The 15,844-nt window shown below is 69.4% G+C and carries 17 protein-coding genes; 8 read left to right on the top strand and 9 right to left on the bottom strand.

The features are described 5' to 3' along the window. Together AC0666_RS07430 and AC0666_RS07425 are read right to left on the bottom strand one after the other, a co-directional pair. Positions 1-462 carry a GNAT family N-acetyltransferase gene (locus AC0666_RS07430; protein ID WP_468966141.1) on the bottom strand — a complete coding sequence of 154 codons (462 nt, stop codon included), beginning with the start codon at positions 460-462 and terminating at the stop codon, positions 1-3. Between the two features lie 69 nt (positions 463-531). Next, on the bottom strand, positions 532-1,419 hold the full coding sequence (locus tag AC0666_RS07425) for a GNAT family N-acetyltransferase (protein ID WP_478707251.1): 888 nt from the start codon (positions 1,417-1,419) through the stop codon (positions 532-534). A 176-nt stretch (positions 1,420-1,595) separates the two neighbouring features. Between AC0666_RS07425 and AC0666_RS07420 the strand changes: the two genes are divergently transcribed. Together AC0666_RS07420 and AC0666_RS07415 are read left to right on the top strand one after the other, a co-directional pair. Continuing rightward, positions 1,596-2,246 carry an HAD family hydrolase gene (locus tag AC0666_RS07420; protein WP_468966149.1) on the top strand — a complete coding sequence of 217 codons (651 nt, stop codon included), beginning with the start codon at positions 1,596-1,598 and terminating at the stop codon, positions 2,244-2,246. Between the two features lie 117 nt (positions 2,247-2,363). Continuing rightward, on the top strand, positions 2,364-3,569 hold the full coding sequence (locus AC0666_RS07415; RefSeq protein WP_468966525.1) for a globin domain-containing protein: 1,206 nt from the start codon (positions 2,364-2,366) through the stop codon (positions 3,567-3,569). A gap of 31 nt (positions 3,570-3,600) precedes the next feature. On the opposite strand, the gene AC0666_RS07410 is transcribed toward AC0666_RS07415, so the two are convergent. The 4 genes from AC0666_RS07410 to AC0666_RS07395 form a co-directional block, all read right to left on the bottom strand. Beyond that, a complete protein-coding gene (locus AC0666_RS07410; protein ID WP_361724374.1) occupies positions 3,601-4,080 on the bottom strand; it encodes an NUDIX hydrolase in 480 nt (159 codons plus the stop codon). An 85-nt stretch (positions 4,081-4,165) separates the two neighbouring features. Next, positions 4,166-5,071, bottom strand: coding sequence for a LysR family transcriptional regulator (locus AC0666_RS07405; RefSeq protein WP_468966153.1), 906 nt, complete (start codon positions 5,069-5,071; stop codon positions 4,166-4,168). A gap of 179 nt (positions 5,072-5,250) precedes the next feature. Next, entirely contained in the window at positions 5,251-6,438 is a 1,188-nt protein-coding gene (locus AC0666_RS07400; protein WP_468966156.1) for a cystathionine gamma-lyase, read from the bottom strand. Between the two features lie 7 nt (positions 6,439-6,445). Further along, the gene (locus AC0666_RS07395; RefSeq protein WP_468583265.1) at positions 6,446-6,829 is read right to left on the bottom strand and encodes a phage holin family protein; all 384 of its coding nucleotides are present in this window, start codon (positions 6,827-6,829) and stop codon (positions 6,446-6,448) included. Positions 6,830-6,918: 89 nt separating this feature from the next. On the opposite strand from AC0666_RS07395, the gene AC0666_RS07390 reads away from it, so the two are divergent. From AC0666_RS07390 to AC0666_RS07375, 4 genes are all read left to right on the top strand, one after another. After that, the gene (locus AC0666_RS07390) at positions 6,919-7,236 is read left to right on the top strand and encodes a cupin domain-containing protein (RefSeq protein WP_361724415.1); all 318 of its coding nucleotides are present in this window, start codon (positions 6,919-6,921) and stop codon (positions 7,234-7,236) included. 148 nt (positions 7,237-7,384) lie between these two features. After that, positions 7,385-7,612, top strand: a complete 228-nt coding sequence (locus AC0666_RS07385; protein WP_468966159.1) for a DUF5326 family protein — start codon at positions 7,385-7,387, stop codon at positions 7,610-7,612. A 275-nt stretch (positions 7,613-7,887) separates the two neighbouring features. Continuing rightward, positions 7,888-8,634 carry an IclR family transcriptional regulator gene (locus tag AC0666_RS07380; protein WP_478707250.1) on the top strand — a complete coding sequence of 249 codons (747 nt, stop codon included), beginning with the start codon at positions 7,888-7,890 and terminating at the stop codon, positions 8,632-8,634. Between the two features lie 96 nt (positions 8,635-8,730). Further along, positions 8,731-9,180, top strand: a complete 450-nt coding sequence (locus AC0666_RS07375; RefSeq protein ID WP_468966163.1) for an SsgA family sporulation/cell division regulator — start codon at positions 8,731-8,733, stop codon at positions 9,178-9,180. Positions 9,181-9,199: 19 nt separating this feature from the next. On the opposite strand, the gene AC0666_RS07370 is transcribed toward AC0666_RS07375, so the two are convergent. Beyond that, complete coding sequence (locus AC0666_RS07370; RefSeq protein WP_478707249.1) at positions 9,200-10,603, bottom strand: YibE/F family protein; 1,404 nt, start codon at positions 10,601-10,603, stop codon at positions 9,200-9,202. 212 nt (positions 10,604-10,815) lie between these two features. Between AC0666_RS07370 and thiC the strand changes: the two genes are divergently transcribed. After that, complete coding sequence (gene thiC / locus AC0666_RS07365; protein ID WP_356845611.1) at positions 10,816-12,603, top strand: phosphomethylpyrimidine synthase ThiC; 1,788 nt, start codon at positions 10,816-10,818, stop codon at positions 12,601-12,603. A 77-nt stretch (positions 12,604-12,680) separates the two neighbouring features. On the opposite strand, the gene AC0666_RS07360 is transcribed toward thiC, so the two are convergent. After that, positions 12,681-13,787, bottom strand: coding sequence for a tetratricopeptide repeat-containing glycosyltransferase (locus AC0666_RS07360; protein WP_478707248.1), 1,107 nt, complete (start codon positions 13,785-13,787; stop codon positions 12,681-12,683). 257 nt (positions 13,788-14,044) lie between these two features. Between AC0666_RS07360 and AC0666_RS07355 the strand changes: the two genes are divergently transcribed. Beyond that, complete coding sequence (locus AC0666_RS07355; RefSeq protein WP_468966171.1) at positions 14,045-14,848, top strand: hypothetical protein; 804 nt, start codon at positions 14,045-14,047, stop codon at positions 14,846-14,848. Between the two features lie 17 nt (positions 14,849-14,865). Here AC0666_RS07355 and AC0666_RS07350 read toward each other — a convergent pair whose 3' ends face one another. Continuing rightward, entirely contained in the window at positions 14,866-15,708 is an 843-nt protein-coding gene (locus tag AC0666_RS07350; RefSeq protein ID WP_468583274.1) for a hypothetical protein, read from the bottom strand. Between the last annotated feature and the right edge of the window lie 136 nt (positions 15,709-15,844).

Raw genomic sequence — 15,844 nt, 5'->3', positions numbered from 1 at the left:
TCAGAGCGAGAGCTTGAAGCCGACGTGGGAAGCGGTGAAGCCGAGCCGCTCGTAGAAGCGGTGCGCGTCGGTGCGGGTCACGTCCGAGGTCAGCTGCACGAGTTGGCAGTTCTCCCGCCGGGACTGGTCGATGGCCCATTGGATGAGCCGGGTGCCCAGACCACTGCCCCGTTCGTCCGCGTGCACCCGTACGCCCTCGATCAGGGAGCGGGTGGCTCCCCTGCGGGACAGGCCCGGTATGACGGTGAGCTGGAGGGTGCCCACGACGCGGCCGGCGCGGACGGCGACGACCACGTGCTGGTGGGGGTCGTCCGCCAGGCGCTTGAGGGCCGCCAGGTACGGGGTGAGATCGCCGAGCGACTCCCGGGCGGCCCCGAGGGGGTCGTCCGCGAGCATCGCCACGACGGCGGGCAGGTCGTCTTCGGTGGCGGGCCGGATGTCGATCTCGGCGGCTTCGGCCATGGAGTGTTCCTTCCTGGAGCTACGGGATGTCAGGCGGGCCGGGCTGTGGCCTGATCCGCCGGACACTGCTCAGCCGGCTGCCACGGTGAGCGGGGCCCATCGACGGGTCCAGTCGCCGGGCAGTCCGGGGAGGCCGCGGGTCATGACGGCATTGAAGGCCACGGAGACCATGCCCCGGTTCTTGAGCCAGGCGAGGAGTTCCTCGTGGCGTACGTCGACGTCGGTACGCAGGGGCCGGTCGGTCGTCGCGGACAGCGCGCTGACGAGCGCCTGCGCGACGGCTGTGTCGCGGGCGACCAGCGGGCCGACGACATGGGTCTCCATGTTGGGCCAGAGCGAACCGTATCCGAGGAGGTCCCCCTCCCCGCCCTCCGCCACGAGCAGCCGATCCGCGAAAGCCGGAAGTCGCGTGATCATGTGCGTCCGGTCGGCGCCGAACACCTCGGTGTCCAGGCGGAGGATGCGCGAGATGTCCTCGGCGGCGGCAGGCCGCACCCGCAGGTCATGCGACGTCGACACTGCGGCATCGGCTCGGAAGTCTCCCACGAGCATCTCCGCGCGGCCCGTGGTCTCGAAACCGAGTTCCTCATACAGAGGGCGGCCGTACGGGGTGGCGTGCAGGGTCAGGGGGATGCCCTGGAGGACCCCGTTGCAGATGTGAGTCATCAGCCGGCGCCCCAACCCCTGGCGGGCGTACCGGTCGGCGACGAGGACCATCCCGATCGCGGCCAGGTCGGGCTTCGCGTGAGGGCTGCCGTACGAGGTGACAACGCAGGCGGCGGCCAGGCCCTGCCCGTCGGGGGCGTCCATGCCATAGCCGTTTCCGGCGGCGAGGAGGAGCCCCCACTTGTGATCCTCGGGGGGCCAGCCCCGGTCTTCGGACAGGTCGGCGCAGCGGCGGAGATCGTCCACAGTCAGCGCACGGATTGGCAGGTCGGTGAGGTGTGGTCGTGTCACCGGCTCAGCCTGGATCATCAAAGCGTGGCCCGTCCAGGGGATTTGAGCCCGATGTTTCACGTGAAACGAGCCGGTGTTCCACGGGCTGGGAGCCGTTGTTTCACGTGAAACGACGCGATGTTTCACGTGAAACGGACCTCGCTCTCGCGGCAACGAACAGGCTAGCCTCGGCTGCCATGACCCTCCTGCATCTCTTCGATCTCGACGGCACGCTGATGTACGGCTCGGCGGCACCGGTCGAGATCTCCCGGCAGCTCGGCCTGGCAGCGGAGATCGCTGAGCTGGAGCGGTCCTTCAGCGCACGGGAGATCGGGCCGCACGAGTTTTCGGTGGCCGTGCACCGGCTGTGGGCCGAGCTGACGCCTGCCCATGTCCGGGCGGCCTTCGACGGCTCTCCGTGGCTGACTGGGATCCGCGAGGTGTGGCAGGAGATCCGCGAGCGCGGGGATTACTGCGCGGTGATCTCGCTGTCGCCGTCGTTCTTCGTGGAGCTGCTGCTGGAGTGGGGTGCCCACGCCGCCCACGGCTCGGTCTTCCCCGAGGTGCCGTTCACCCGGCCTGTGGACAGGGCCGGGATCCTCACCCCGGAGGGCAAGGTGACCGTGGCGGACCAGCTGTGTGAGCGGTTCGGGGTCAGCCGCGCGGACTGTGTCGCGTACGGGGACTCCGTGACCGATGCGATCCTCTTCGAAGCCGTATCGGTGTCGGTTGCCGTCAACGCGCCCCCGTCACTCGCGGAGCGGGCGACGCACGTGTACGTGGGCCGGGATCTGCGGGAGGCGTATCAGCTGGTGCGTATGGCGCGCTCGGGAGTTGCGGCATCTTAAGGGGAAGCCGGTTCGAAACGCGGATTTTCCGCGTTTCCCCGCGAGCAGCCAGGGGGGCTGGCAGGCTGTAAAGCCCGGAACCACGGATTCGAAGGCCGTGGCGTGCTTACCGACGAGATGCTCGAAGCGAGGCACCACATGGACGCTCCGCCCACCAGACCGGCCACACGGACGGGCCGGATACCGTCCGGGGGCGGTGCGGCCGAGCCCTCTCCGGACGCGGTGCTGATCCGCCGGACCCTTGAGGAGATCGCACCGGTCGCCGACAAGATGACCTCCTACTTCTACGCCTTGGTCTTCACGGGGCATCCCGAGGTGCGCGGCATGTTCCCCGCCGCCATGGACGCACAGCGCGACCGGCTGCTGAAGGCCCTGCTGACCGCCGCCGAGCACATCGACAACCCGGACGTACTCGTCCCGTACCTGCGGCGGCTGGGCACCGGCCACCGCAAGTACGGCACGATGGCCGGGCACTATCCGGTGGTCGGTGAGGCGTTGATGGGCGCGCTGGCCCGGTACGCCGAGCGCAGCTGGGGTCCGGAAGCGGAGGCCGCGTGGGTGCGGGCCTACACGTCGATCTCCCAGATCATGATCGATGCCGCTGCCGAGGACGAGGTGAAGTCCCCGGCCTGGTGGCACGCCGAGGTGGTCTCCCATGATCTGCGGACGCCGGACATCGCGGTCCTGACGGTCCGCCCGGACCAGCCGTACGCATTCCTCGCGGGCCAGTACACGAGCCTGGAGACCCCGTGGTGGCCGCGGGTCTGGCGGCACTACTCCTTCGCCTCAGCCCCGCGAGCCGACGGACTGCTCTCGTTCCACGTCAAGGCCGTCCCGGCTGGCTGGGTCTCCAACGCCCTGGTCCGCCATGCGCGCCCCGGCGACGTGCTGCGGCTCGGTCCACCCGCCGGATCGATGGTGGTGGACCACAGCACCGACAACGGGATGCTGTGCCTGGGCGGCGGTACGGGCATCGCGCCGATCAAGGCGCTGATCGAGGACGTGGCCGAACACGGCGAGCGCCGCCCGGTCGAGGTGTTCTTCGGAGCCCGCCGGGACGACGACCTCTACGACAAGGACACCCTGCTGGGGCTCCAGCGCTCGCATCCGTGGCTGTCGGTGCGCCCGGTGGTCTGCGAGGGCCTGGCCGGACAGCTGCCCCAGGCGGTGGGCGAGCACGGGCCGTGGAGCTCGTACGACGCGTTCATATCGGGGCCGCCCGCGATGATCCGCAGCGGTGTCGACGAGCTGAAGCGGATCGGTATACCGCGTGAGCGTATCCGCTACGACGCGTTGGAGGAACTGGCGGGCGTCGCCGGCTGAGACCGGTGGGCGCCCGCCCTGCCCCGCCGGATCAGCCCAGGTCGGGGGCGTGCATGGCGCGTACGCCCTCGATGTTCCCGTCGAGGTAGTGGCGCAAGGACAGCGGGACGAGATGGACGGCGGCGATGCCGACCCGGCTGAAGGGCACGCGGACGATCTCGTACTCGCCCTCGGGCTCGTCGACCTCGGGACCGTGCCGTTGGCTGGGGTCCATCGATTCGAGGTGGCAGACGAAGAAATGCTGCACCTTGACGCCGGTCACTCCGCCACCCGCGATGTGCTCGACGGTGTCGACGAAGCAGGGCACCACGTCGGTGATCTTCGCGCCGAGTTCTTCGTGGACCTCGCGGTGGAGGGCGTCGACGACGGTGGCATCCGTGGGCTCCACCCCACCGCCGGGGGTGAGCCAGTACGGGTCGACGCCGGGCCTGGTGCGTTTGATGAGGATCAGGTCGTCACCGTCGAGCAGGATCGCGCGGGCGGTGCGTTTGACCACGGGACGTTCGGTCATGGGAGAAGAGTGGCCCAGAGTTCCGTTCCTGAAACGCGCGCCTGGGAAACGGTCCACAGGTGGGGCCCTGCCGCTGCGCCGGGTCTTACCAGTGGACGGCGGCGCGCAGCAGCTGGTCGTGGGCCCGGGCAAGGTGGGCGAGGGCGAGGCTGCCGGCGCGCACCACGAGGAACCAGGTACGCAAGGGCGGTACGGCCGGTTCCAGCAGGGCGACGATCTCCCCGCGGTCCAGCGAGTCCTGGCACAGGTAGCGGGGCAGTACCGCGAGTCCGGAGCCGGAGCGGACACATTCCAGTACCGCCCGGAGATCGGGCGCGACGACTGTGGCTGCGTCGGGGCGTGTACCGGGCCGGGTCTCGAAGACGGCGGCCCAGTAGCGGGTGACGAGCGGCAGGCTCTCGTGGACCTCGACGAGCGGAATGCCGTCGAGGGCGGCCGGCCCCTTGTCGCGGAGCCGGTCCGGATCGATGAGGGCGGCCCAGTACGGCGCAGTGACCAGGACGTGCTCCTCGTCGCACAGGGGCGTGGCGCTGAACAGGGCACCGCGGGGGCGCGCCGTGGTGACGACGAGGTCGTGGTGGCCGGAGGCCAGCCCGTCGAGGATCTCCTCCGTTCCGGTCAGCAGGGCGGTGCGCAGGGTGTGGCCCTGGCCGACGAGCGGTGCCAGGGCGGGCAGCACCCGCAGGGACAGGAACTCCGGTGGGCCGGCCAGGTGCAGGGTGCGTAACGCCCCGGCCGCCTCCCGCTCGACCTCGGTGATCCGCAGCAGGGCGTCGAGATGGGGAGCGGCCTTGTGCGCCAGTTCGTCACCGACGGCCGTGGGGGTGACTCCTCGGGCGCGGCGGTGGAACAGCGGCCGGCCCAGCTGGCGTTCGAGCGTGCGGATCTGCGAGGTGACGGCGGGCTGGGACAGCCCGAGGAGCGCGGCGGCCCGGGTGAACGAGCCGGCCCGGTGTACGGCGACGAACGTACGCAGCAGGGCCAGGTCCATGAAGGCCCCCTCTCGGTGGGACCTTCAACTATAAATATGCCGATAGGCCGCTGTCGTTACCGTGATTGGACTCTGACGCTGAGTCAACTAGCCTTGCCTTGTGGTTCTTCGTGCAGGAACCCGAGGCGGTCCGAGCCAGGAGGGGGGAGGCTCGGACCGCCGCACTGTTTCGCCTCTGCTCACACTTCCGCGGCCGCGGAATCCAGGGCGTGCAGCACATCGGCGATCAGGTCCTCGGTGTCCTCGGCCCCGGCGGAGAAGCGGATGAAGCCCTCCGGCACGGCGTCTCCGCCCCACCGTCCGCGCCGCTCCGCGGTGGACCGTACTCCGCCGAAGCTGGTGGCGTCCTCGACCAGGTGCAGGGCGGCCATGAAGCGCTCGGCGTGCGCGCGGTCCGGGAGGACGAAGGAGACGACGGAGCCGAAGCCCCGCATTTGCCGGGCGGCAGTCTTGTACGAGGGGTCCGTGGGCAGGCCCGGATAGCGCAGACCGGCCACCTCGCCGCGGTCGGTGAGCGCCTCGGCGACGGCCAGTGCATTGGCCCACTGCCGCTGGGTGCGCAGCTGGAGGGTGGCCAGGGAGCGGTGCGCGAGCCAGGCCTCCATGGGCCCCGGGATGGCGCCGACGATCTTGCGCCAGCGCCGGACAGCCGCCGCGAGCTGCGGGTCGCGGCAGACGACGTACCCGAGCAGCAGGTCGCCGTGGCCTGTCAGGCCCTTGGTGCCGCTGGCGACGGAGAAGTCCGCGCCGAGTTCCAGCGGGCGCTGGCCGAGCGGGGTGGCGAGGGTGTTGTCGACGGCCACGAGGGCGCCGCCCGCGTGGGCCGCCTCGGCCAGGCGCCGGATGTCGCAGACGTCGAGCCCGGGGTTGGACGGGGTCTCGATCCACAGAAGCCGCGTCCCGCCGAGCGCGGCGAGCTGTGCGTCGCCGCCGGTCGGGGCCGTGCGGATCTGGACGCCGTACGCCTCAAGCTGTTCCCGGACCAGCGGCAGCGCCTGGTAGCCGTCGTCGGGCAGGACGACCGTGTCGCCGGCGCGGGTCTGGGAGAGGAGGACGGCGGAGACGGCGGCCATGCCGGAAGCGAAGACGACCGTGTCCACCCCGTCCTGGCCGGGCGCCTCAAGTTCCCCGATGGCGCGTTCCAGCAGGGTCCAGGTCGGGTTGGTGTCGCGGCCGTAGGTGTACGGACCTTCGACGTCGCCGGGGAGGTGGAAATGGGCGGCGAAGACCGGCCCGGGCAGGGGCGGTTCGTTCTTGACGGGGTCGGGAAGTCCGGCGCGGACGGCCCGTGTGCCGTCGCCCGGCCGGACCGCCTCGGTCGGGGCGCCGCGGTCGCCGTCGTGCTGGTCGCGGTCGGGGTCGCTCATGCGTTGTTCAGTCCTTGTCCGGCAGGGCCATGTTCACGGCCCAGGACACGACGGAGATGATCAGGCCGCCGATCAGGGCGCTCCAGAAGTTCTCCACGTCGAAGCTGAGGTCCAGCTGCTTGGCCAGCCACGAGGTCAGGAGCAGCATCAGGGCGTTCACGACGAGGGTGAACAGGCCGAGGGTGAGGATGAACAGGGGCAGGGAAAAGAGTTTCACCACCGGCTTGACGATGAAGTTCACCACGCCGAAGACCAGTGCGACCAGAACCAGCGTCAGGGTCCTGCGGCCCAGGGAGCTGCTGTGGTCGTCCAGGGTGATGCCGGCGACCAGCCAGATGGCCACGGCGAGGGCTGCCGCGTTCGCGAGCGTCTTGACTACGAAATTCGTCATGTGTCTGATCGTGGCAGAGAAGATCCCCGTGGAACATGCGCAGATCAGCGGATGCCGGGGAACCTGACGAACACGAGGGGCACGACACGATGAAGGCCTTCCGGCTGGACGAGCTTGAGGCGGAGCGGCTCGCGAACGACGGCGCCTACCTGCAGTTCCTGCGCGAGCGGAACATGTCGGTGGGGCTGTATGCCCTCGATGCCGGCCAGAGCGACCCACAACAGCCGCACGGCCAGGACGAGGTGTACTTCGTGGTGAGCGGCCGTGCCTCCATCACGGTCGGCACGGAGACGACGGCGGTGGCCCGCGGCAGCGTGGTCTACGTTCCGGCCGGAGTCCCCCACAAGTTCCACCACATCACCGAGGACCTCAAGGTGCTCGTGGTGTTCTCGCCGCCGGAGGCGTAACGGCCCCGGTGGACGGAGGGCCGGGTCCCCCGCCCCCTAGGGGGCGGATCAGGGGACTGCGGGGGCTCGCGGGCCCCCGGCCCCGTCCGCGGACTCCTAGCATCGAGAGCAGGAAGTCACGGACGAGGAAGAGGAAGAGGTCGAGGACATGGACGGCATCCGCGAGACACTGGCAGGCATGCCCTGGTGGGTGAAGTGGGTCGCCATCCCGCTTCTGGTGGTCTTCGTGTTCGGCGGCGTCATCACCAGCATCCTCAGCGCGCTGATCGGTTTCGTCTTCAACGTGCTGCTGTTCGTCGCTCTCGTGGGCGCCCTGGTCTTCCTGGTGAAGAAGTTCAGTGGGAACGGGACGAAGTCCTCGTCCAACGAGTGGTAGGCACCTGCCCGGTAACCGCGGACTAACCCAGGTGGGCGAACATGAGGTGCGAAACCCCTCACACTGCGGGAATAGGCGGATAGAGTGGCAATCTGTGCCGATCCCTGGGCACCGAACGCCGGTAGATCCGCTCTGACCTGCGGTGATGTCTAGTACCAGCCGAGCACGACCCCCAGGAACACGGACCGTGCGGGGGCGGCCCCCGCACGGCGGGTCACTCCGAGGCCCGCTGCCACGCCTGGGGGTGAGCTTTGTCTTCGCTTCACAACGCCGGTGTGCCGACGCTGATCGGGTCGGTGCAGAGGGCGCTGAGGCTGCTCGAAGCGGTGGGTTCCCACAGTGAGGGAGCCCCGGCGAAACAACTGGCCCGCGAGGCCGGGCTCCCCCTTCCCACCGCGTACCACCTGCTGCGCACTCTCACGCACGAGGGCTATCTGCGCCGTGAGGGCGGGGTGTTCGTCCTTGGCGACGCCGCCGGGCGGCTGGCACGTGCCGGACTGCAGCAGAAACGTCGCAGCATGATCCTTGAATCACTGGCCCACTTCCGCGACGCGGTCGGCGCCCCCGTCTACTTCGCGGTGTTCCGCGAGGGTGAGATCGAGGTCGTCGGTGTCTCCGACACCCCGGCCAGCCCCGCCTGCGAGGAGTGGGCCGATTTCCGCGAGACCGGTCATGCGCACGCCATCGGGCAGTGCCTGCTGGCGCAGCTCGACGAGGAGACGCGGAAGGACTACTACGACCGCCACCCCGTCGGTCCCCTCACCGCATACACGGTCCGGGACCAACGTGCGCTGGAACACCGGATTGCGTCCCTCGGCCGGATGCAGCCGGTTACGGAGCGTCAGGAGTATGTGCTCGGCACGGTCTGCGCGGCGATCCCCATCACGGCCGGCGATACGGCCGCAACGATGGCCATTTCCCTTCCCTTGCACCATGAAGACCGGTTGTGTTTTGCAGTTGATCGACTACGGAGTGAAGTAGGCGCGCTGTTGAGCACTCTCTCGTTCTCTATCAGTATCTGAAATCTCACTCCTTGTGATCTGCGAGCGCTTACACCACCCTTGTCAAGAGGTCCCTGGGGATCATTCCTGGCCACTTCCACTACAGCGGGGTAGGCAATGCGCGAGTCGGTACAGGCAGAGGTCATGATGAGCTTCCTCGTTTCCGAGGAGCTCTCGTTCCGGATCCCAGTGGAGCTCGGGTACGACGCCCGTGATCCCTATGCCGTACGCCTGACCTTCCACCTCCCCGGAGACGCCCCCGTGACCTGGGCGTTCGGCAGAGAGCTGCTCCTCGACGGCATCAACAAGCCCTGTGGCGACGGCGATGTGCACATCGCCCCCACCGACCCCGACGAGTTGTCAGACGTCCACATCCGTCTCCAGGTCGGGCCCGACCGCGCTTTGTTCCGCGCCGGTGCCGCGCCGCTCGTCGCCTTCCTCGACCGCACCGACCGGTTGGTTCCCCTCGGCCAGGAGCGCAGCCTCGGCGACTTCGAGGGGGACCTCGACCAAGCGCTCGGCAAGATCCTCGCCGAGGCCCAGCAGAACGAGCGGAACGCCGGCTGACCTTTCGCGGCAGCGGTGTTCAGCGCTTGCGGCGTCGGCCCCGGCCCGTGCGGACCGGCCCCGAGGCCGCGGCACCGGCCGGGGCCCCCGGCCGGTCGGCGGACACGACCAGCGCCGCCAGCGCCGTGGTGACCGGGACCGAGGCCACCAGGCCGATGGACCCGACGAGGGTACGGACGATCTCCTCCGCGACGAGCTCGCTGTTGGCCACCGAGCCCATGCTGCTGTTCGCGATCGAGAACAGCAGCAGCAGGGGCAGCGCGGCGCCCGCATAGGCGAGGACCAGGGTGTTGACCACCGAGGCGATGTGGTCGCGACCGATCCGGATGGCCGCCCGGTACAAGGCACGTGACCCCATGGACGGGTCTGCCTGGTGCAGTTCCCAGACGGCCGAGGTCTGGGTGACCGTCACATCGTCGAGCACGCCCAGGGATCCGATGATGACGCCTGCGAGCAGCAGGCCGCTCATGTCGATGGCGGGGTAGAGTCCGTGGATCAGTCCGGTGTTGTCGTCCGTGTTCCCGCTCAGGAACGCCCAGTCGATGAAGAGTGAGCCCAGTAGCCCGATCAACAGCAGCGAAACCAGCGTGCCGAGGACGGCTACCGAGGTCCGGGCGGTCAGTCCGTGACACATGTAGAGCGCGATGAGCATGATCGCGCTGGCGCCGATGACCGCGACCACCAGCGGGTTGGAGCCTTGCAGGATCGCCGGAAGGATGAAGAGCGTCAGCACTCCGAAGCTGACCACCAGTGCGATCAGCGCGAACACACCGCGCATCCGGCCGACAACGACCACCGCCACGGCGAAGAGCCCGGCCAGCAGGGCCAGCGGGAGCTTGCGGTTCACGTCGATCACGGAGTACTGGAGATCCCGCGGCGCGTCCGGGGCGTAGGCCACGACCACCTCCTGGCCGTCCGCCAACTGCCTTGGGGCGCCCGGCTGGACGATCTCGATGAAGGTGCGGCCCTTTTCCGGACCGGTGTCGACCTCGACGGTGGCTTTCTTGCACTGCCCGGTCTGCGCGGCCTGCGCCTCCCGACCCTCCGGGGTGGAGGTGTTGCCGGTCGGCGGTACCTGCGAGACGTTCACCGATTTGCAGTCGACCTGTTCGAGGGCGACGACCTTGCCCTGCTGGGTCTGCCGGTCGAAGCCCACTCCGGAACGCTCGTGGGCGGGGGCGCCGCCCGGCCAGAGCACCGCCATGCCGATGAAGACCGCGGCCGCGAAGGGGATCAGTACGGCCGCGATGACCCGGCGCAGATGCCGGGAGACGGGAGCCGCCGGTCCGTGGCCGTGGCTGTGCCCATGGCTGTGCCCGGAACCGTGGGAAGGCCCGTGCGCGTGCCCCGGACTCGCGTGCGCGTGGTCCGGGTGGCCGGAGGGCTCTGGCAGATCGGCGTGGGGCTGCGGCGAGGACTTCACCGGCCGATCATCGCAAGAGTTGAGGGGGCCCACTGTTCAGCACGCCACAGATGACGCTAGCGTGGGGGCACCTTTGCACAACGCGGGAGCTCGGAGCACCGGGCTGAGAGGACGCTGATCACCGTACGCGCGCAGTTCAGGCGTAGGGGAAGAGGCTGCGTCGACCGCCGAACCTGTTACCGGGTAATGCCGGCGTAGGGAGATCAGGTCTCATGACCATTCAGGACGCACGCACGCCTGCCGTCAGCCAGGACGCCGACGGCCAGACCGAGCGCCAGCCGGGCTGGCACAAGGGGTACGTGGCGGGTTCCCGCCCCGACATCCGGGTGCCGGTCCGCCAGGTCCACCTCACCAACGGCAAGGACGTCACGCTCTACGACACGTCCGGGCCGTACACCGACCCCCAGATCGAGACCGATGTACGCCGCGGCCTGCCGCCGCTGCGGGAGAACTGGATCATCGGCCGCGGTGACACCGAGGAGTACGCGGGCCGCCCCGTCCGCCCCGAGGACGACGGCATCAAGCACACCTCGCCGCGCGGTGGCCTCAAGAACCTCGACGCGGTCTTCCCGGGCCGCCCCCGCCAGCCCCGCCGGGGTCGCGACGGCGCCGCCGTCACGCAGCTCGCCTACGCCCGCCGTGGCGAGATCACCCCGGAGATGGAGTACGTCGCCATCCGGGAGAACGTCTCCCCCGAAGTGGTCCGCGAGGAGATCGCCGCAGGGCGCGCCGTGCTTCCTGCGAACGTGAACCACCCGGAGATCGAGCCGATGATCATCGGCAAGCGGTTCCTGGTGAAGGTCAACGCCAACATCGGCAACTCCGCGGTCACCTCCTCCATCGAGGAGGAGGTGGAGAAGATGACCTGGGCGACCCGTTGGGGTGCGGACACGGTCATGGACCTCTCCACCGGACGCAACATCCACACCACCCGCGAGTGGGTGCTGCGCAACTCCCCGGTCCCGATCGGAACCGTGCCGCTGTACCAGGCGCTGGAGAAGGTCGACGGCAAGGCCGAGGACCTGACCTGGGAGATCTACAAGGACACGGTCATCGAGCAGGCCGAGCAGGGCGTCGACTACATGACGGTCCACGCAGGTGTGCTGCTCCCGTACGTGCCGCTGACGGCGCGTCGCAAGACCGGCATCGTCTCGCGCGGCGGTTCGATCATGGCGGCGTGGTGCCTCGCGCACCACAAGGAGAACTTCCTCTACACCAACTTCGAGGAGCTCTGCGAGATCCTCGCGACGTACGACGTCACGTACTCCCTCGGTGACGGCCTGCGGCCCGGGTCCATCGCGGACGCCAACGACGCGGCGCAGTTCGCCGAGCTGAAGACGCTGGGCGAGCTGAACACGATCGCCAAGCGGCACAACGTGCAGACCATGATCGAGGGTCCGGGCCACGTCCCGATGCACAAGATCAAAGAGAACATCGACCTCCAGCAGGAGATCTGCGAGGAGGCGCCGTTCTACACGCTCGGTCCGCTGACCACGGACGTCGCCCCCGCGTACGACCACATCACCTCGGGCATCGGCGCCGCGATGATCGCCTGGTGGGGCACCGCGATGCTCTGCTACGTGACGCCGAAGGAGCACCTGGGTCTGCCCAACCGCGACGACGTGAAGACCGGCGTCATCACCTACAAGATCGCGGCGCACGCAGCGGACCTGGCCAAGGGACACCCGGGCGCCCAGGAATGGGACGACGCCCTGTCGGACGCGCGGTTCGAGTTCCGCTGGGAGGACCAGTTCAACCTGGCCCTCGACCCGGACACGGCGCGCGAGTTCCACGACGAGACCCTCCCGGCCGAGCCGGCCAAGACCGCGCACTTCTGCTCCATGTGCGGTCCGAAGTTCTGCTCGATGAAGATCTCTCAGGACATCCGCCGTGAGCACGGCGGGGACCTGAAGGCCGAGGAGATCGAGGCGGGCATGGCGGAGAAATCCGCCGAGTTCGCGGCGAGCGGCAACCGCGTGTACCTGCCGCTGGCCGACTGATCCGAACGCTGACGTCGTGCTGTACCGGGGAGAGGAGGGGGCTCCCCGGTACAGCGCTTCGGCCTGAAGTGCCCCGGTCAGACCGACGCGGGGTGCGATGTTTCACGTGAAACAGGGACGGTCGGGCCGAGCCGGGCTGCGGCGAAGCCCCGGTTGGTCTCCGTCTGCCGACGATAGGACTCCGGCAGGTCGGGCAGGGCCAGCAGCCGGTCGCACATGTGCAGCGATGTCTCCATGTCACCGACCCAGTAGGCGGTGATCGAGTGCTCGAAGAGCAGGCCCCAACGGTAGACCCAGGGCTGGACGAAGAGCAGGTCCGAAGGAGCCGGGCGGTCCAGCACGGCTGCGGTCACCGCATGCGCCGCGTGGTGCCGGCCCAGCAGACGCAGCCGTGAGGCGAGCTCGTAGCAGGCCTCCAGGCGGGTGGGACGGGCTTCCCAGGCGCGGGTGAAGGCGTCCATCGCGGACGGCCAGTCGCCCGACTCCGCGCTCAGGATTCCGACCTGGAGCAGGGCGAAGTAGACCTCTTCCTCCCAGCCGCCCATCGCCGCCCGCCGCTCGTAGAGCCGGATCGCCGCCGGGGCGTCGCCCATGTCGCGCATCGTCTGGGCGAGGTAGAAGACGGTCCGGGTGTTGGAGGGGTCCCGTTGGAATTCGGCGCCCAGGAGGCGGGCGTCGCGTTCGAACTTGTCGTGACGGGAGCCGCCGTCCGCGTGGTCCTCGATCACAAGGGCGTCGAGGTTCTCCTGGATGCCGGGGCGTGCGTCGTACTCGTCGGGACGGTCGCACGTGAGGTACTCGTGGGTGACACCCTCGTACCGCCAGGGAAGGTCACCGCGGACCAGGCGCTTGATGCGGTATTCCGTCATGCCCTCGTGGCGCAGCATGTACGACTGCGCCGTGAGCGGGGGCAGCGGGCCGGTGCGGCGCAGGACGAGGTCGGCGTCGAGGAGCAGCAGGTAGTCGGCCTTGCCGAGGGCGTGCCCCACGTTGAGGCTGCGGTTGTGCCCGAAGTTGACCCAGGGTTCCTCATGGAGTTCGCCGGGGATTCCCTCCAGGCTGTTGCGGATCAGCTGCTGGGTGCCGTCCGTGGACCCGGTGTCGGAGATGACCCAGGTGTCGATGAGATCCCGTACCGAGTCGAGGCAGCGTTCGATGACGGCGGACTCGTTCTTCACGATCATGCAGAGGCAAATGGTCGGCTTCACGGCCGCTGACCCTAGGGACGGGGCAGGTCGGGGCGGAGGCGGCTCGCCGCGGCGCGGACTCGGGTGGCCCTTTGGGGCACCGCCAAGTGGGGGTGTTCCATGGGCCGTTCCGCTGACAGGCGGGCGAGCCGGAGCGCTCTTCGTGGAAGGCCTCCTCAGGATGACTCGCAGGGTCCGGCTCCATGTCCGGACTCCGCAGACCCATTCGATTCGCTGTGCGCGAGGAGCGGTACATGAGTTCTGAGGACAGGGCCCGATCGATCCTGGGGCCGTTGCCCCGACGGGCCGGCTGGCTGGCCGGTGGCACGTTCGCCTCGGTGGCGCTGGTGCTGGCGAGTATCGCGGCTCCCGCCGCCGCCGGGGCTCCGCAGCCGACGGGGACGACGGTGACTTCGGACGGCGGGGACCACTGCGGCCCACGCGACACGAAGAAGGCCGGCAGCCCGGGGAAGACCGGTCAGGTCACCAGCGGCGACCGGTGCAAGGGCCCGACCGGCCCGCGGGGCCCGCGGGGCTTCACCGGTCCGACGGGTCCCACTGGCCCGACGGGCCCGACGGGTGCGACGGGTGCGACGGGTGCCACCGGCCCGACCGGTCCGACCGGTGCGCAGGGTACTCCGGGTGCCAGCGGCCAGTGCTTCGACGTGGACGCCGTCCGGCCCGCCGCCTCCCGTGAGGTCAAGGCGGTGCTCTCCGACGGCATCACCTACGCGGGAATCCGCGACCTGACGCCGGCCCGGACTCCGTGGCGCTGGTACGACCTGACCGACACCGGGGACACCTACCCGTCAGACGCCTGCGCCGTATCGGTCTCCTCGCAGGCCAATCTCGTCAACATCGAGGTGCTGACCACGGGTGGTGAGATCTTCGAGACCCAGTGCACCATCGTGCCCGACACTCCGGACGCCCTCACCTGCAACGAGGTGTGGACCGCGGCAGACCCCCAGCCCACCGCGGGCGACAACGGTCTGGCCCGGTTCGCCAACCGGGAGCTGACCAAGGAAGACATGAACCTGCGGCCGCACGAGACCAACTAGCGTGCCGAAGGTCAACGTCACTGCGGTCCGTGCCCCGGACCGCTGAAGTCCGGGCCGGTGAAATCCGGAGGCGTGTAGCCGGGCCGGGGCCCCTGTGAGGGGGAGCCCGGACTGGTGAAGTCGGGCCGGGTGTATCCCAGGTTGGGGATGCGCCCGGCCCCTGGCATACGTGGCGGCGGATACACCGGCCCCGTGCTCGGGTCGGCCAGCGCATCCCGCAGGAACGGCATGATGCCCCGCTCCAGCAGGGCATGGCGCCAGGCCTCACGGGCCAGCGCGACGTCGTCGGGTATCGCTGCGGTCCGGGCTTCGGCCACCACCTCGGTCGCCCGGTTGCGCAGGGCCGTCACCAGCAGGGCGATCACCGCGAACAGCAGCGTCACCACGGTCAGTGCGCCGAACAGCCAGCCCGCCGTCAGCATCGTGTCGGCGAAGGCCGGCTCCGGTTCGACCATCTTCAGCGTGTAGCCGACCAGCAGGAAGATCAACATGGCGGCGCCCGCCAGGAGCGGTGCGAGCACCGCCACCACGGCGCTGATCCCCGCACCGTCGCCGTCTCCTTCCGCGTCCTCCTCGGCGAGGCCACCCTGTCCTCGGCTCCCCGCGGAGCCCGGTGTGGAGAGGATCTCGTCGCGCCGTTCCCCGCGGACCTTCACGTAGTGGTCGTACTCGGCCGCGGCCGCGGCCGTCAGCAGTGCGCTGGCCCCGACGGCCATGGTGCGCAGTTGTTCGGCGTTCAGCCGTTCGCCCAGGGCGGCGAGTTCGGGCCGGTGGTGCGCGGTGCGCAGCGCCTCGTCGAGGAGCCGATCGAACTCCGGTCGGTCTTCGGTCAGCAGGTGCGGAGCGCTGTTCATGTGCATCCCCCGATGCTCCGTGGAGGCCGGTATGCCCGCGTAGAACGAGGCGCCGGCACAAACGGAGGAGAGCCTGCTACGGATAGAGCGATGGTAGAGCGACCATGCCACGCCGTGACAGGGGCTTTCCTGAATTAACCCG

Source organism: Streptomyces sp. NPDC043680 (genome assembly GCF_056436685.1).
Note: the sequence above shows the minus strand (reverse complement) of the source record. Positions and strands in the feature narration are given on the sequence as shown.

Excerpts from the sequence above, each read along its gene's own strand:
- AC0666_RS07430 (WP_468966141.1), bottom strand. The coding sequence starts at position 462 with ATGGCCGAAGCCGCCGAGATCGACATCCGGCCCGCCACCGAAGACGAC.
- AC0666_RS07420 (WP_468966149.1), top strand. The coding sequence starts at position 1,596 with ATGACCCTCCTGCATCTCTTCGATCTCGACGGCACGCTGATGTACGGC.
- AC0666_RS07415 (WP_468966525.1), top strand. The coding sequence starts at position 2,364 with ATGCTCGAAGCGAGGCACCACATGGACGCTCCGCCCACCAGACCGGCC.
- AC0666_RS07410 (WP_361724374.1), bottom strand. The coding sequence starts at position 4,080 with ATGACCGAACGTCCCGTGGTCAAACGCACCGCCCGCGCGATCCTGCTC.
- AC0666_RS07405 (WP_468966153.1), bottom strand. The coding sequence starts at position 5,071 with ATGGACCTGGCCCTGCTGCGTACGTTCGTCGCCGTACACCGGGCCGGC.
- AC0666_RS07400 (WP_468966156.1), bottom strand. The coding sequence starts at position 6,438 with ATGAGCGACCCCGACCGCGACCAGCACGACGGCGACCGCGGCGCCCCG.
- AC0666_RS07395 (WP_468583265.1), bottom strand. The coding sequence starts at position 6,829 with ATGACGAATTTCGTAGTCAAGACGCTCGCGAACGCGGCAGCCCTCGCC.
- AC0666_RS07390 (WP_361724415.1), top strand. The coding sequence starts at position 6,919 with ATGAAGGCCTTCCGGCTGGACGAGCTTGAGGCGGAGCGGCTCGCGAAC.
- AC0666_RS07385 (WP_468966159.1), top strand. The coding sequence starts at position 7,385 with ATGGACGGCATCCGCGAGACACTGGCAGGCATGCCCTGGTGGGTGAAG.
- AC0666_RS07375 (WP_468966163.1), top strand. The coding sequence starts at position 8,731 with ATGCGCGAGTCGGTACAGGCAGAGGTCATGATGAGCTTCCTCGTTTCC.
- thiC (WP_356845611.1), top strand. The coding sequence starts at position 10,816 with ATGACCATTCAGGACGCACGCACGCCTGCCGTCAGCCAGGACGCCGAC.
- AC0666_RS07360 (WP_478707248.1), bottom strand. The coding sequence starts at position 13,787 with ATGATCGTGAAGAACGAGTCCGCCGTCATCGAACGCTGCCTCGACTCG.
- AC0666_RS07355 (WP_468966171.1), top strand. The coding sequence starts at position 14,045 with ATGAGTTCTGAGGACAGGGCCCGATCGATCCTGGGGCCGTTGCCCCGA.
- AC0666_RS07350 (WP_468583274.1), bottom strand. The coding sequence starts at position 15,708 with ATGCACATGAACAGCGCTCCGCACCTGCTGACCGAAGACCGACCGGAG.